Below are 12,432 nucleotides of genomic sequence, written 5' to 3' on the forward strand. Positions count from 1 at the left end.
CCGTACGGGACACCTGCCCGGAACACAACTTTCCTCCGCGCCCGGCCCGGGGGCTCACCCTCGGAGCCGAACATTCTGGTTGCCGGGGCCTGCGTCCTGCCCGTCGGGACCGGAGGTGGGCTGTCCCAGGCCCTGGCGGATCGCGATCTCCACGGGTGAGTACGCGCCGTCGGCCCGCTCCAGTTCGTACGGCGCGGCCGGCATCAGCGGCGGCTGGGCCATGAAACGCGGTCGCGACCCGTGGTGCGGCTGCGCTGAGTGCACCAGGAACGGATGGCACAGGAAGACGTCCCCCGGGGAGCCGGTGGCGAGGGCGAGCGGCCGGTGGGCGGATGCCGCTACGAGGTCCGGCGCGATGGCCAGCCCGCTCGCGCCCTCCTCCCCGTACGGCTCCAACACCTTCGGCACGTCGAGGTGGGAGCCGACCCGGATCCGGGTCGGGGCGTCCTCTTCCCCCACCTCGCTGAACAGGAAGAGCATCAGCAGCGCCCGGCCGTGTGAGCGGAGATTGGTGAAGGGCCAGGTCTCGCCCTCCACCGCATAACTGCCCTCGATGTGCCAGCCCGCGTCGCCGGGCTCCTCCTCATGGGGAAAGCGCAACGGAAAGGTGCCGAGCGAGTAGCGCGGCTCCCAGCGCCCGGCGCCGACCAGCAGGTCGTACGCCCGGTGCAGGGCAGGGGAGTTGGGTGCGGCGGCGAAGGGTCCCTGTGCCATTCCGCCGACCCAATGCACGGGCTGCGTCCACGTTCCCGGGTCGTCCGGGTCGCAGCCCGTCTCCCGCCAGAGCAGCCGCGCACAGCTCGCGGCCACGAGGGGCGCGACGGCGCCCTCCAGCTTGACGAAGCCGTCGCGAAGGAAGCGGGATACCAAGGTCGAGTCGTCCATGTCTCCATCGTGCGGTGCCACCCGTCCCAGCCACCCGACAGTTGCCGCACCGCCTTTCTCGGGTGCCGCGTTCAGCGTTCAGGGCGTGCCGACGAGTTTGTTTGTGCGTGTGCCATTGAAGTTTTAGTGGCGTGGATCACTGTGGATCAGGGACGTCGTGCGAGGAAGACGAACTCTCTGTCCGGCCGGTCAGGCGCATCGCGCACGTCCTGCACCACGTAGCCATGGGCGACCAGGTCCGTCTCGACCTCGTTGCGCTCTCGGAAGCGCAGCGTCGAATCCGAGGTCAGCACCTGGCCGTCCGCTGCGAAGACGTAGGTCCAGCGGAAGGTCACCAGAGGCCGGCTCACCTCGATCAGGTCGACCCAGCTCTTGACGGAGCCGACGCCCGGGATCTCCGTCACGCGGTAGGAGTTCTCGCGGGTCCACTCTTCCCAGGCTCGTCTGGCCGGATCACGTGTCTCGAAGACCAGGTGCCCGCCGGGCCGTAGTGCCTCGTAGGCACCTTGCAGCGTCTTCTGCCAGGTGTTCGGATCAACGATGGCCTGGGCGACGTTCGCTGTCATCGTCGCGAGGTCGACCTGCAGTGACGGCAGGGCTGTGGCGTCACCGCAGATCCAGCGCACTCGCTCACTACCCGGTTTGGCCCGGGCGACGTCGACGGATGCCTTGGCGGGATCGATGCCGACGACGTCGATCCCGCGGTCAGCCAGGAGAAGTGCGAACACCCCGGTGCCGCAGCCGATGTCCAGGACTCGGCGCGCCCCGAACTCTTCCGCCATCCGGAGGTAGGCATCGAGATCGCTGCGGTCGGGGTCGAGCGGATCGTAGATCGCGGCGAGTCGTGGATGCCCGAAGCAGTCGTCAGCCATGCGGCCGAACGTATGCGGAGTTGGAGCCGCAGAGCTACTGAGTTTCACCGGCTTGGCTCGGCTCGGGTTCTCGGGCGAGGGTGATGTAGAGCTTCGTGACGGTCGTCAGGGTGAGCCAGGGGTCGTGGTCGTGGAGGAACGATCGCCACGACTGCGTTCCGGTGAGGCTTCGCGTAGTGGTCCTTGATCCTTTGGTAGTTGTCCTCGGGCATTGCCGGCCGGGGCACTGGTCGTTCGGTGGGGAATCGGGGGCTGAGGATCCGCTTGAGCAGCCACAGCGGAACCTGCCCACGACTCGTAGCCGATGTGCCCGCCGGTCGTCGCACAGCAGTACCACCCCGCGAAGCTCGCGCCCCGCCCTTGGGCCAACGGAACGGGCGGACCGGCTCCGCGTACTCGAAGCGCACATCCCAGCACGCCCCCAACGACCGCCGAACCTGCGCCGCGTCCTCCACAAACCCTAGCTCGAACGCAGCGAGATCCGGATCCGCGTACGCCTCCGCGAGCTGCCCCGACACTCGGGGAGCACCTCAGCAACGCGGAGGTCGCCGCGCGGCTGTTTATATCCGTACGGACGGTCGAGTCGCATGTCTCCTCGCTGCTGCGCAAGTTGGAGATACCCGGCCGCCGGGCGCTGTCCCGGCGCCGCCCAGGTGGACCGGGCGGAAGCGCTCCTCGACGGCGACGCTGTCCGGGCTGCCTCAGTACAGTGATCAGGTTCAGCTCAGTGTCGCCTCAGGAGTTACCCGTGTCATCGCATCAGCAGCCGCTTCACCCCGCGCGTCGAGCCGTCCGGACGCGGCTCCGGACGCCGTTCCGGACGTCGGGGTGGCGGCGCGCCGCCGTGAGCGCCACGGTCTTCGCCGCCGCACTCCTGGCGCTGCCGTGCGGGCTCAGCCCGGCTGCCCAGGCCTACGAAGGCTCCGCCGGTGTGATGCCGTACGCGGCGGACCGCCCCTCGGCACCCGCCAAGGCGACGATCTCGGAAGGACAGGTCAAGGAGGTGGCGCCCGGTGGTGTGCTCACGTACCCCAGTGTCACCAGCTGTCTCACAGTCACCGTGCGGCTGCGGGACGGCGGCCTCGTCGGTGCGCACGCCAGCCTGTTCCAGGTACCGGGCGAGTTGCGCTCCGACGAGATCCTGGCCGCGGTGAAGCGATCCGTCGGCAGTCGCGCCGTTACCGCGGTCGAGGTCGGAGGAGCCGTCGGCGCCTGGCACCCGAGCTATTTCACGAAGGCGATCGAGAGCTACGGCGAAGGGGAGCAGGTCCCGGTCCCGGCGGGCCAGGACGTGGACGGGCTCGCGCGGGTGGTGTCGCAGGGGCTCGGGCTGCCCAGCACCATGGTCTCGGTGAGGGACGTGCCGGACGGGGACCAGATCGTCAGCTGACGTAGCCCGCCCGCCCGCCCGCCCGCTCGCTCGCCGCGGGGCGGGGCCGGGAGGCGGCACCCCCGCGTCCCGAACGCCGATCCGCCGAGCGCCGCCGCCCCCCATGGCCCTGCCGCCCCCCATGGCCCTGCCGCCCCCCCCATGGCCCTGCCGCCCACCGGGTGAGCGGGGCCGCGGTGGGCGGGGCCGACCGGGCGAGATGGGCGTCCGTCGCGCATGAACGCTCCCGGATGGGGCGAGGCCTGTCCAACATGGCCCCTCTGCCGCGCCTCGCCCCCATGCTCGCCACGTCCGGATCGCTGCCGCCGTCCCGCACCGAACACCTGTGGAGTGCGGAGACCAAGTACGACGGCCAGCGCGCGCTGGTGTATCTGCCCGGCGACCGCACCGTGGTCATCCGCTCGCGCTCGGGCGCGGACATCACGCCCGCCTACCCGGAACTGCACGCCCTGGCCGACGTACTGGGGGACGTACCGACGGTTCTCGACGGGGAGATCGTCGTGCTCGACGAGGCGGGGCGCCCGGACTTCGAGCGCCTTCAGCCGCGCATGGGGCTGTCCGGTTCCCCGGCGAAAGCGGCCCGCCTCGCCGCCGGCGCCCCCGTGCACCTGGTCCTGTTCGACGTCCTGTTCCTGGCCGGTCAGGACCTGACCGGCCTGCCCTACGTCCGCCGTCGCGAGGCCCTGGAGCAGCTGGTCGAGGCCGGCCCGCGCTGGTCGGCGCCGCGCGCGGTCGTCGGGCAAAGCGGTCGGAGCCTGGAACTCGCCCGCGAGCACGGCCTGGAAGGCATCGTGCTGAAACGGCTCGACTCGGTGTACGAACCCGGCAGACGGTCACCGAACTGGGTCAAGATCCGCAACGTCCGCACCGTCGACGTGGTCGTCGGCGGCTGGCTGCCCGGCCACGGGCGCCTGACCGGGCTGCCCGGCGCGGTCCTGGTCGGCCAGTACCAGGACGGTGCGCTGTCCTACCGGGGCAGCGTGGGGACGGGCTGGAACGAGCGGCAACGTACCGAACTCGCCCACCTCCTGAGCATCGCCGCCATGGACGAGTGCCCCTTCGCCCCCGAACCCGCGGTGCCCGGCGCCCGGTGGGTCCTGCCGCGGCTGGTCGCCGAGGTCCGCTACACCGCCCTGACCCGGGCCGGCCTGCTGAGACACCCGGTCTGGCACCGGCTGCGCCCGGACCTGGTGCCTGAGAAGTGAACCCCCGTACGGCGCACGTCAGTCGGCGTAGGGAGATACCGTCATGCTCACGCGGAAGGGGAGGGGTCGATCATGACCTATACGGCTGACATGGCTGAGGCGACTGCCATGACTGACACGACTGACACGACTGCCTTGACTGAACGCACGGTTCCGCCCCGGGTGGTGGCGGCGGAGCGCATAGCGTCCGAGGCAGGTTTCAAGAAGAGCTGCATCCCTGAGGTGGGCAGGCTGCTCAAGCTGGCCGCCGCGGCGAAACCCGACGGTGTCATCGCGGAGAGCGGCACCGGCTCGGGAGTGGGCACCGCCTGGCTGCACAGCGGCCTGGCCGGCGCCGGTGCACGTTTGGTCACGGTGGAACGTGACGAGGTGCTGGCCCGTCGAGCGGCCGGCGTCTTCGCGGACGACGAGCGGGTCAGCGTTCTCACGGGGGACTGGCGGCTGCTTGAGCGGCACGCCCCGTTCGACGTCTTCTTCTGCGACGGCGGGGGCAAGCGCGACGATCCCCAAGGGGTCATCGATTTGCTCGCTCCCGGTGGCATCCTCATCCTGGACGACTTCACCCCCTCGCCCGGTTGGCCGCCTCATTTCGAGGGCACAGTCGATGAGCTCCGGCTCTTCTACCTCACCCACCCGGCCCTGGAAGCCACGGAAATACTTACCACACCGACCAGTTCAGCGGTGGTCGCGGCACGCCGACTCTGACGGGGCGCGGGACGGGCGGTGGGGCGGTGGCGAGGACACCCCCGCCGCCGCCCCACCCCTACATCGGGAGCTGACCCCTCGTCAGTCGATCGCCCAGAAGCGGTTGTTGGCCGCGTCGCTGCACGTGTACTGGATGAGGTCGGCGCCGTTGCCCGTGCTCGCGCCCCGTACGTTCACGCACTTGCCGCTCTTCGCGTTCCACAGCCGGTACTGGCCGTACTGGCTGTGGTACTGCAGCACCCACAGGCCGTTGTTCTGGTTGTTGCAGTCCCACTGGACCACCGGCGCCTTGTTCGCCGTGCTGCCGCCCTTCACGTTCATGCACAGCTTGCTGTTGTAGTTGACGACGTGGACCGTGGAACCCGGCCCCTCGGTCAGGTACCACCAGTGGTGCCCCCTGCCGGTGCACGTCCACTGGTCGAGTCCCTTGCCCCTGGTCTTGCTGAGCCCCGGGACCTCGGCGCACTTCTTGGAGTGCGCGAACTTGAAGTAGTAGATGTTGTCGCCCGCGGCCGCCTTCGACTTGCCCGGCAGCCCGTCGACGGCACCCCAGCCCGACTCGGCGACACGCGGGGTGTCGGACGGGGCGGGACCGGACGCGAGGGCGGCGTCGGCCATCGGTGCGAACGCGAGGCCCGCTCCGACGGCGGCCGTGGCCGCGGCGAGTGCCAGCCGTTTCCTGCTCTGCGCCATGATTTTCCCCCAGTTTTCGTTGTTCCATTGCAGCGGGCCTGGTCTCTCGGCCCGGTGCAGGAACATACGCAACCGCAGGGTTCGTCACGTCCGACGAGAGGTGTGCATCCCTGTCAACCCTGGCGGTACGAGCCCGTCTCGTACGGCTGCGGTCGTAGGGTCACGGGTGTACGCGGAACTGCCGGTGAGAGTCGCCCGTTCCGCCCCGGCTCGGAAACCGCCGTGCACCTCCTGTGTCAACTGCCGTGCCCCTCACCACATGTGCAGTCGCCACACCTCGCCACCGCCAGGTGAGGTGCCTGGCCGTGCTGGACCCCGTGAACGAGAGGGTCGCGCGAATCGGTCAGAATGCGCTTATGAACCTCCCAACGCAGCTCACCGAGATACCCGGCGCCGATGGGCTTTACCTGTGGGCTCCCGAAGGCACGGGCCTTTGGGGCTACGCGAACTGTCTCTGGGTCATTTCGGGTCCCGACGCCGCCGTCATCGACACGCCGTATGACGGACCGCTGACCCGGGCGATGATCGCCGCGGCTCAGCCCCGGCTCGAAGACCGCACCGTGGGGACTGTGGTCAACACCCATGCGAACGGTGACCACACCTTCGGCAACTTCCTGTTCCCCGGTGCGGAGATCATCGCCACCCGCGCTGCGCAGGAGCACCTGCATCACGAGCCGACGCCGCAGGAGATGCACGCACTGGTGAACCAGTCGCCGGCGGATTCCCTCCTCGGCCGTTACCTCCGTGAACACTTCGGTGTCTTCGACTTCTCTTCCGCCCAACTGGCGGCGCCCACCTCGACTTTCTCCGGCCGCCACACGTTCGCTGTGGGGGACAAGGAGGTGGAGCTGATCGAGGTGGGACCGGCGCACCACGTCGGGGACCTGGTGGCTCGCATCGGAGATGTGGTCTGCACCGGCGACGTCTTCTTCCACGGTGACCATCCGCCGCACTGGGCAGGACCGCTTCAGAACATCATCAACGCGTGCGAACTCGTTCTCGGCTTGAATCCGCGCGTCATCATCCCCGGTCACGGGCGGCCGACGGATCAGACGGGCCTCGAAGAGCACCTCATCTATCTGCGCACGGCGCAGCGCGAGATACGTCTTCGCTTCGAAGCCGGAATGACCGCGGAGAAAGCGATGGACGACTTGTTCCAGCGCGGCTTCTACCCGGACCTGGGGCTGCCCGAGCGCCTGATGATCGTGATCGCGGTTGAATACAGCCATCTTGCCGGTGGTTCTTCTTCTCCGACCGTTCTGGAACTCGCCGGCCAGGCGGCGGCCTGGTCGTACCGGTAGCGCGCCGGGCTGACGCCGCGTTCGGTGGCCGCGCTCTCCCCGGGCCAGAGGCACAGGCTCCACGCATCGAGCCCGGGGTCCCGGAAGCGTGGCTTCCGGTGCTGGCTAGGCTTGACGGACGAGCCATGACGGCGACGAGCCATGACGGCGACGAGCCATGACGGCGACGAGCCATGACGGCGACGAGCCATGACGGCACGGAGATCTACGAGCAACGTGGCGGGAGGAGACAGGCCAGTGCAGCCGGGTGCGCAGGACTCAGAAGCGACACGGGTAGGGACGGTCTGGCGGACGGTCGTCGAAGGAGTCACGGGCGCCATGGCCTACATCGCCGACAAGCACTGGAACGTCAGGGCTTGCAACGCCGAGTTCAAGGCCCTCTTCCCTGGCGGCCGGGCTCCCTCCAACATCATGCGATGGATGCTGCTGGACGATCAGGCGCGTGAGGGCACGCTGCTGAACTGGGCCGAGGACTGGGCCCGGGGAGCCTGCCCGGCCGTCAGACGAGCGGTCACGAACCACCCGTCCGACCCCGCCCTGATCAACCTCGCACACGACGTCCGGCACGACCCGGTCGCGGGACCCATCTACCAGGCGACCGCAACTCTCCACCCCCTGCACCCCGATGGAGCCGTGCGCCAGGTGAACCACGCGGAGAGGGGCCCGGGCTGGGTGATGGCGACCGCAGCCACGCCACTGCCCGAAACGGCGGAGCAATTCGTGATGATGCAGTACAAGCCGGGCCCCGTCCGCCCTCACCAGCTACCCCCTCTGTCTCGCTCCACGGCTTTGTGAGGGAGCAGACGGTGGGTCGGTGGGCCCGGCCCGCCACCGCACGCGGGCCGGGGCGGACGCACGGTCGTCAGCCTGCCGCGCCGAGCGTGCTGTCGATCTCCCGGAGGAAGTCCTCCAGGTCATCGGGGGTACGAGAAGTGATCAGGTCCCAGTCGTTGGCGCCGCAGTGCATGACGGCCTTGTCGACCCAGGTGCCCTTGGCGTTGCGGATGTCGGTGGCGACCGAGGCGTACGACGTGAGGGTCTTGCCGTTGACGACGTCGGCCTCCACAAGGAGCCACGGCCCGTGGCAGATCGCCGCCACCTTGCGGCCGGACTCCGCGAAGGAGCGGACCATCGAGACGGCGGTCTCGTCGAGTCGCAGCGAGTCCGCGTTGACCGTGCCGCCGGGGATCAGCAGCAGGTCGTACGAGGACGCGTCCGCGTCGGCCAGGGCGAGGTCCGGCTGGACGGTCTTGCCGGGGTCCTTGTCGCCGACGAGCGTGCGGATCTCCTCCGCCTTCACCGCGGCCACGTCGACGTGTGCGCCACGCTCACGCAGATGCTGCACCGGCACCACGAGCTCGTCCTGCTCGATCCCGTAGTTGGTGACGATCGCCAGAACGCGGCGGCCGTTCAGTGTGTGCTCAGCCATGACGTTGCCTTTCCTCTGGTGCTGTGCGTTGTGTACAGGCTCTTCGAAGCCGATCGGACCTCCCGGCAGCCGCCTTCTTCAGGTCCACACGCCGACGTGCAGCCGGACGGGTCGGCGACCGGAGTAACCGTGCAGAGGTTCGGGTGCCCTGGCCCCTCGGGAAGATTCGGGACCAATGGCCTCTCCGTAGGGACTGAAGACCACCGCCGGACCGGCTCCGGACAGACCACCGCGGGGTGTCGCGAAGGAGAAAGGCCCCCGGCATGTGCGGGCGACAGTGTCAAGATCACGAGCCGGTGTAGTCACCGCAACGAACGGAGCCGAGCCGGTGGCCTGGGGCCCGTCGCACCGGTTGAACGGGCATGACGACTTCTGGTGGCGCCTGGCACGGCGCGCAGCTGCTCGGTGCCTACTGGCTCGATGCCCCGGACCAGACACACGGCGAACACTGCCTCTGCGGTGGGCCTCTGCGTGAGCAGGAACGGGCGCCGGGGCTGTTCAAGGGAGCCGGCCTGCGAGGGCGCGTCTTCATGCTGACCGTGGCCACGGCGTCCATCGTCGCGGCGGCCCTGGCGGTCTCCCTGTGAGGTGACCGGCCGGTCAGTGGCCGGGCTCCTCCAGATAGTGCGCGTCGATCCGTGCGCGATATCCGGCATCGGTGACCCGCAGGTCCCGGTCGAAGCGCGGGGCGCTCTTGACGAGTTCCTTGGTGCGGGGCACGTACAGGGTGCGGTTCGATTCGTCGGCATGGGTGACGAAGCGGAGCGGCAGCAGCACCTTCTTGTTCAGGAGTGTGCCGCCGGTGTCGATGACGAGGTGGTCGGGCGCCACCTCCTCCGAGCAGGGGTCGACCTCGCCGACCGAGCCGTCGCTCGCCTCCACCGCCCAGCCGAGGAGGTCGGCGGGCGAGAGGTGCCGATGGGGGGTTCCGGGGGCCTGGCCGCTGTCGGTCATCGCTCTGATCCTCTCTGCCGTACGCGGCATCCGTGGTGGGAACTCACCTGTCCGCGAAGGTGAGGACGAAACCTTCGGCAACGGGGCCTGGGGCAGCCGGAGTTGCCTCCAGGCAAGCGGAACCGGAAGCGGCGACCCGGCGCGTATGCGGCGCGTGTACCGGCGTATGTACCGACGCGTGTACCGACGTATGTGACGAGAGCCGTCGCGGGACCTTCACATTGTGGGGCCGTGAAGGCGTTCGAGTCGGGCAGGCGAAAAGGGACGCTGTGGGGAGGTCGCCGCCGATGCTTGTCGTCGCACTCTTGCTGTTGCCCGTGATGGGTCTGTTGCTGATCGGCATGGACCGGGTCGAAGACCGGTTGACCGGTGATCCCCCGCGGCGCGGCGCGCACCGTCGGCCGCACCTCCGGCTCGTCGCCGGGCACGGCCGCGCACGGCAGCGGGAGGAGTCCGCGGCGGAGCATCACGACGAAGCGGAAGAGCGCCGCAACGAAGCGGAAGGACGCCGCGACGAAGCGGCCTGAGTTTCCGCAGCTGTGGAGCCAGGTCACGCAGACTGAGGTGGTCGGTCGGTCCGGGAGGTCGATCCCAGTCGGTCCCGGCCGCGTACCCGACCGCCCTGCCCGCGTACGAACGCACCGGAGGCACGACATGGACTTCGTGCAGCGCACCATCGACCTGGCCCGTCAGAACGTGCGGGACGGCGGCCGCCCGTTCGCCACCGTCATCGTCAAGGACGGCGAGATCGTCGCCGAACGCGCCAACCAGGTGGCGCAGACCCACGACCCGACGGCCCACGCGGAGGTCCTGGCCGTCCGTGACGCCTGTACCCGGCTCGGCACCGAACATCTGACGGGCGCCACCGTCTACGTACTCGCGCAGCCGTGCCCGATGTGCCTGGGCGCGCTCTACTACTGCTCCCCGGACGAGGTCGTCTTCGTCACGACCCGGGACGCATACGCCCCGCACTACGTCGACGACCGCAAGTACTTCGAGCTGAGCACGTTCTACGACGAGTTCGCCAAGCCCTGGCAGGAGCGCCGCCTCCCGATGCGGCACGAACCGCGGGACGGCGCCGTGGACGTCTTCCGGCAGTGGCAGGACCGCAACGGCGGCGACCGGCGGGTGCCGGGCGCGCCCACCTCCGCCCGATGACATCGGCTCGGCCCGGCGCACGGCCCAAACGCCTGCGCTTCGACGGATGGATCGCGGGACTGGGCACCGCCGCCGGCGTACGGCTGGTCGTCGGGTACTGGCCGCTGTCGCCCATGGGCCCGTTCGCCGACGTCATGGTGGAACGGGCCGACGGACGGCGCGTGCTCCTCGCGCCGTCCGAGCGGGTGGCGGACTTCGTCGCGGCCACGTACCGCTTCGACGACGTCGTCATCTGCCCCGTCGCCGTCGAGCCCGGGCGCGAGCGGTGGACCGTGGCGGCCGGCCCGCTGCGGCTCACCTTCGCACCCGGACCGTCCACCGCGCTGGGGCGGCTGCTGCGCCTGGTCCCGTGCCGTCTGGCGACCAGCCCCGGGTGGGCGGCGCTGTGCGACGTACCGGCCCGCCTCCTGATGCCGGGCGTGCGGACCCGGGGCAGCGCGGGATCGGGGCGCCGCGAGTGGTACGCCGCCCGGGACCTGCGGGTGGTCACGACGGCACACGCGACCTGGGACGGCACGGACCTGGGAGCGCTCGGGCCCGTATGGCCCCCGGTCCGGTTCGGCTTCGGCTCCGTCCCGCGCAGGCCCTCCCTGACCCGAGTCGTCACCACCGTGGAACTTCAGCGAGAACGGCGTCGGACTCAGGCGTCGAAGCGCTCGCTGTAGGCGGCGGTCGGCGGGGCGGGGGTGGGGCTCGTCATCCCTGCGGACCAGAATCCCGCGGTGCCCGGGACGGGGGTCACGTCACTGAGGTACGGGGCCGTCGCCGTGCCCGCCGGGCCCCGGACGACCGCCCAGCCCTGGCCGTCCCGGCGCAGGTACGTGCTGCGGCTCTGGTCCTGGTAGTTCCAGCCCGATATCCAGGCGGCGCGCCCCTGCGCGTCGGCGGCGATCCCGGTCAACGAGCCGACGCTGAACCCTGGTTGCACCTGGCTCCAGGCGGCGCCGTTCCAATGGACGAGGACAGGGTTGCCGGGGCGCCCCGGCGGCCCGCCGACGCCGGCTTCGGTGCCGACGGCCCATACGTCGTCCGTGGCGGCCGCGTGCAGACCGCTGATGCTGAGACGGGCGCCCGTGATCGGGGGCAGGACCGTCCACGCGCCGTCCCAGCGTGCGACGAGCCCGGACCATCCGCCGCCGGAAGCCTGGTCGCCGCCGACCCAGACCTCGTTCGGCGTGCGCAGGACCACCCGGTAGAGGCTGGCGCTCGCCACCGGCAGCGGGGCCAGCCACCGCCACTGGTCCCCCTCTCTCCGCAGCAGCCGGGCGGCGCCACCGCGTCTGCCGCAGATCCACACCCGTCCGTCACCGCCGACCGCCACCGACTCCAGGCCGACGTCCGCCTCGCCCCGGCCCGGGAACGTGACCTCGCGCCAGGTGGCGCCCTCCCAGCGGAGCAGCGGGCTCGCCTCGCCGGCGGGCAGGCCGACGCTCCACGCCGCGGCGGAGCCGACGCAGGCGACGTCGCTCAGTCGTCCCGTGTAATTCAGGTGCGTCAGGTCGGACTTCGACCAGGCGCTGCCGTTCCAGTGCATGGCGAGCGCCCGCCCCTGCGAGGGCCCCGCGCGACCCTCCTCACCGACGGCCCAGGCCAGCTGGGGCCCGGCCGCGGAGATGCGGCGCAGCTGGGCGGCCGGCGTGCTGCCGGGCGCCGGAACGGCCTGCCACTGGGCGGCGCGGAGCGCGGGTGCGGAAGCCCGGACCGGGCCCGGACCGAGCGCGAGCCCGGCGACCGCGCCGGCCGTCCCCGCCACAAATCGTCTGCGTCTCACCGTTGGTCCTTTCCTCGGGTAGGAGGACCAACGGTGGACGGCCGGCGCACCGCGGACTAGGCACACACG

At 70.4% G+C, this 12,432-nt stretch carries 15 protein-coding genes and 1 pseudogene; 10 read left to right on the forward strand and 6 right to left on the reverse strand.

What is annotated here, in order from left to right; genetic code table 11:
• Nucleotides 1–54 precede the first annotated feature (54 nt).
• Nucleotides 55–885 (reverse strand): phytanoyl-CoA dioxygenase family protein, encoded by an 831-nt coding sequence (locus ACFVYL_RS15310; RefSeq protein WP_389715758.1) that lies wholly within the window; start codon nucleotides 883–885, stop codon nucleotides 55–57.
• A 146-nt stretch (nucleotides 886–1,031) separates the two neighbouring features.
• Nucleotides 1,032–1,757, reverse strand: a complete 726-nt coding sequence (locus ACFVYL_RS15315; RefSeq protein WP_389715761.1) for a class I SAM-dependent methyltransferase — start codon at nucleotides 1,755–1,757, stop codon at nucleotides 1,032–1,034.
• A gap of 304 nt (nucleotides 1,758–2,061) precedes the next feature.
• Between ACFVYL_RS15315 and ACFVYL_RS15320 the strand changes: the two are divergent.
• The 4 genes and pseudogenes from ACFVYL_RS15320 to ACFVYL_RS15335 all read left to right on the forward strand — a co-directional run.
• Nucleotides 2,062–2,343 (forward strand): annotated as a pseudogene (locus ACFVYL_RS15320) (hypothetical protein); the annotation flags it as partial.
• A 258-nt stretch (nucleotides 2,344–2,601) separates the two neighbouring features.
• Nucleotides 2,602–3,147 (forward strand): hypothetical protein, encoded by a 546-nt coding sequence (locus tag ACFVYL_RS15325; RefSeq protein ID WP_389715892.1) that lies wholly within the window; start codon nucleotides 2,602–2,604, stop codon nucleotides 3,145–3,147.
• Nucleotides 3,148–3,398: 251 nt separating this feature from the next.
• Nucleotides 3,399–4,352: a non-homologous end-joining DNA ligase gene (gene ligD / locus ACFVYL_RS15330; protein WP_389715763.1), complete on the forward strand. Its 954-nt coding sequence runs from the start codon at nucleotides 3,399–3,401 to the stop codon at nucleotides 4,350–4,352.
• A 108-nt stretch (nucleotides 4,353–4,460) separates the two neighbouring features.
• A complete protein-coding gene (locus ACFVYL_RS15335; protein ID WP_389715894.1) occupies nucleotides 4,461–5,057 on the forward strand; it encodes an O-methyltransferase in 597 nt (198 codons plus the stop codon).
• A gap of 81 nt (nucleotides 5,058–5,138) precedes the next feature.
• On the opposite strand, the gene ACFVYL_RS15340 is transcribed toward ACFVYL_RS15335, so the two are convergent.
• Nucleotides 5,139–5,750 carry an RICIN domain-containing protein gene (locus ACFVYL_RS15340; RefSeq protein WP_389715765.1) on the reverse strand — a complete coding sequence of 204 codons (612 nt, stop codon included), beginning with the start codon at nucleotides 5,748–5,750 and terminating at the stop codon, nucleotides 5,139–5,141.
• 305 nt (nucleotides 5,751–6,055) lie between these two features.
• Between ACFVYL_RS15340 and ACFVYL_RS15345 the strand changes: the two genes are divergently transcribed.
• Nucleotides 6,056–7,051 carry an MBL fold metallo-hydrolase gene (locus tag ACFVYL_RS15345; RefSeq protein WP_389715767.1) on the forward strand — a complete coding sequence of 332 codons (996 nt, stop codon included), beginning with the start codon at nucleotides 6,056–6,058 and terminating at the stop codon, nucleotides 7,049–7,051.
• A gap of 189 nt (nucleotides 7,052–7,240) precedes the next feature.
• Nucleotides 7,241–7,846, forward strand: a complete 606-nt coding sequence (locus tag ACFVYL_RS15350; RefSeq protein WP_389715770.1) for a hypothetical protein — start codon at nucleotides 7,241–7,243, stop codon at nucleotides 7,844–7,846.
• Between the two features lie 67 nt (nucleotides 7,847–7,913).
• On the opposite strand, the gene ACFVYL_RS15355 is transcribed toward ACFVYL_RS15350, so the two are convergent.
• The gene (locus ACFVYL_RS15355) at nucleotides 7,914–8,480 is read right to left on the reverse strand and encodes a type 1 glutamine amidotransferase domain-containing protein (RefSeq protein ID WP_389715771.1); all 567 of its coding nucleotides are present in this window, start codon (nucleotides 8,478–8,480) and stop codon (nucleotides 7,914–7,916) included.
• A gap of 362 nt (nucleotides 8,481–8,842) precedes the next feature.
• On the opposite strand from ACFVYL_RS15355, the gene ACFVYL_RS15360 reads away from it, so the two are divergent.
• Nucleotides 8,843–9,067: a hypothetical protein gene (locus ACFVYL_RS15360; RefSeq protein WP_389715773.1), complete on the forward strand. Its 225-nt coding sequence runs from the start codon at nucleotides 8,843–8,845 to the stop codon at nucleotides 9,065–9,067.
• A gap of 13 nt (nucleotides 9,068–9,080) precedes the next feature.
• Here the strand turns inward: ACFVYL_RS15360 and ACFVYL_RS15365 are convergent, their stop codons facing one another.
• Nucleotides 9,081–9,434 (reverse strand): PRC-barrel domain-containing protein, encoded by a 354-nt coding sequence (locus ACFVYL_RS15365; protein ID WP_389715775.1) that lies wholly within the window; start codon nucleotides 9,432–9,434, stop codon nucleotides 9,081–9,083.
• Nucleotides 9,435–9,721: 287 nt separating this feature from the next.
• Here ACFVYL_RS15365 and ACFVYL_RS15370 point away from each other — a divergent pair, with 287 nt between their 5' ends.
• The 3 genes from ACFVYL_RS15370 to ACFVYL_RS15380 all read left to right on the forward strand — a co-directional run bounded on the left by ACFVYL_RS15370 (nucleotide 9,722) and on the right by ACFVYL_RS15380 (nucleotide 11,257).
• The gene (locus ACFVYL_RS15370) at nucleotides 9,722–9,961 is read left to right on the forward strand and encodes a hypothetical protein (RefSeq protein ID WP_389715778.1); all 240 of its coding nucleotides are present in this window, start codon (nucleotides 9,722–9,724) and stop codon (nucleotides 9,959–9,961) included.
• A 127-nt stretch (nucleotides 9,962–10,088) separates the two neighbouring features.
• Nucleotides 10,089–10,592: a nucleoside deaminase gene (locus ACFVYL_RS15375; RefSeq protein WP_389715780.1), complete on the forward strand. Its 504-nt coding sequence runs from the start codon at nucleotides 10,089–10,091 to the stop codon at nucleotides 10,590–10,592.
• Nucleotides 10,589–11,257 carry a hypothetical protein gene (locus tag ACFVYL_RS15380; RefSeq protein ID WP_389715782.1) on the forward strand — a complete coding sequence of 223 codons (669 nt, stop codon included), beginning with the start codon at nucleotides 10,589–10,591 and terminating at the stop codon, nucleotides 11,255–11,257. Before ACFVYL_RS15375 ends, ACFVYL_RS15380 begins: the two co-directional genes overlap by 4 nt.
• Here the strand turns inward: ACFVYL_RS15380 and ACFVYL_RS15385 are convergent.
• Nucleotides 11,233–12,363 carry a hypothetical protein gene (locus tag ACFVYL_RS15385; RefSeq protein ID WP_389715783.1) on the reverse strand — a complete coding sequence of 377 codons (1,131 nt, stop codon included), beginning with the start codon at nucleotides 12,361–12,363 and terminating at the stop codon, nucleotides 11,233–11,235. The genes ACFVYL_RS15380 and ACFVYL_RS15385 overlap by 25 nt on opposite strands.
• Nucleotides 12,364–12,432 lie beyond the last annotated feature (69 nt).

Source organism: Streptomyces sp. NPDC058308 (assembly GCF_042880275.1).
GTDB lineage: Bacteria > Actinomycetota > Actinomycetes > Streptomycetales > Streptomycetaceae > Streptomyces.

Coding starts and splice junctions, on each gene's coding strand:
- ACFVYL_RS15310 (WP_389715758.1), bottom strand. CDS start 885: ATGGACGACTCGACCTTGGTATCCCGCTTCCTTCGCGACGGCTTCGTC.
- ACFVYL_RS15315 (WP_389715761.1), bottom strand. CDS start 1,757: ATGGCTGACGACTGCTTCGGGCATCCACGACTCGCCGCGATCTACGAT.
- ligD (WP_389715763.1), top strand. CDS start 3,399: ATGGCCCCTCTGCCGCGCCTCGCCCCCATGCTCGCCACGTCCGGATCG.
- ACFVYL_RS15335 (WP_389715894.1), top strand. CDS start 4,461: ATGACTGACACGACTGACACGACTGCCTTGACTGAACGCACGGTTCCG.
- ACFVYL_RS15340 (WP_389715765.1), bottom strand. CDS start 5,750: ATGGCGCAGAGCAGGAAACGGCTGGCACTCGCCGCGGCCACGGCCGCC.
- ACFVYL_RS15350 (WP_389715770.1), top strand. CDS start 7,241: ATGACGGCACGGAGATCTACGAGCAACGTGGCGGGAGGAGACAGGCCA.
- ACFVYL_RS15355 (WP_389715771.1), bottom strand. CDS start 8,480: ATGGCTGAGCACACACTGAACGGCCGCCGCGTTCTGGCGATCGTCACC.
- ACFVYL_RS15360 (WP_389715773.1), top strand. CDS start 8,843: ATGACGACTTCTGGTGGCGCCTGGCACGGCGCGCAGCTGCTCGGTGCC.
- ACFVYL_RS15365 (WP_389715775.1), bottom strand. CDS start 9,434: ATGACCGACAGCGGCCAGGCCCCCGGAACCCCCCATCGGCACCTCTCG.
- ACFVYL_RS15370 (WP_389715778.1), top strand. CDS start 9,722: ATGCTTGTCGTCGCACTCTTGCTGTTGCCCGTGATGGGTCTGTTGCTG.
- ACFVYL_RS15375 (WP_389715780.1), top strand. CDS start 10,089: ATGGACTTCGTGCAGCGCACCATCGACCTGGCCCGTCAGAACGTGCGG.
- ACFVYL_RS15380 (WP_389715782.1), top strand. CDS start 10,589: ATGACATCGGCTCGGCCCGGCGCACGGCCCAAACGCCTGCGCTTCGAC.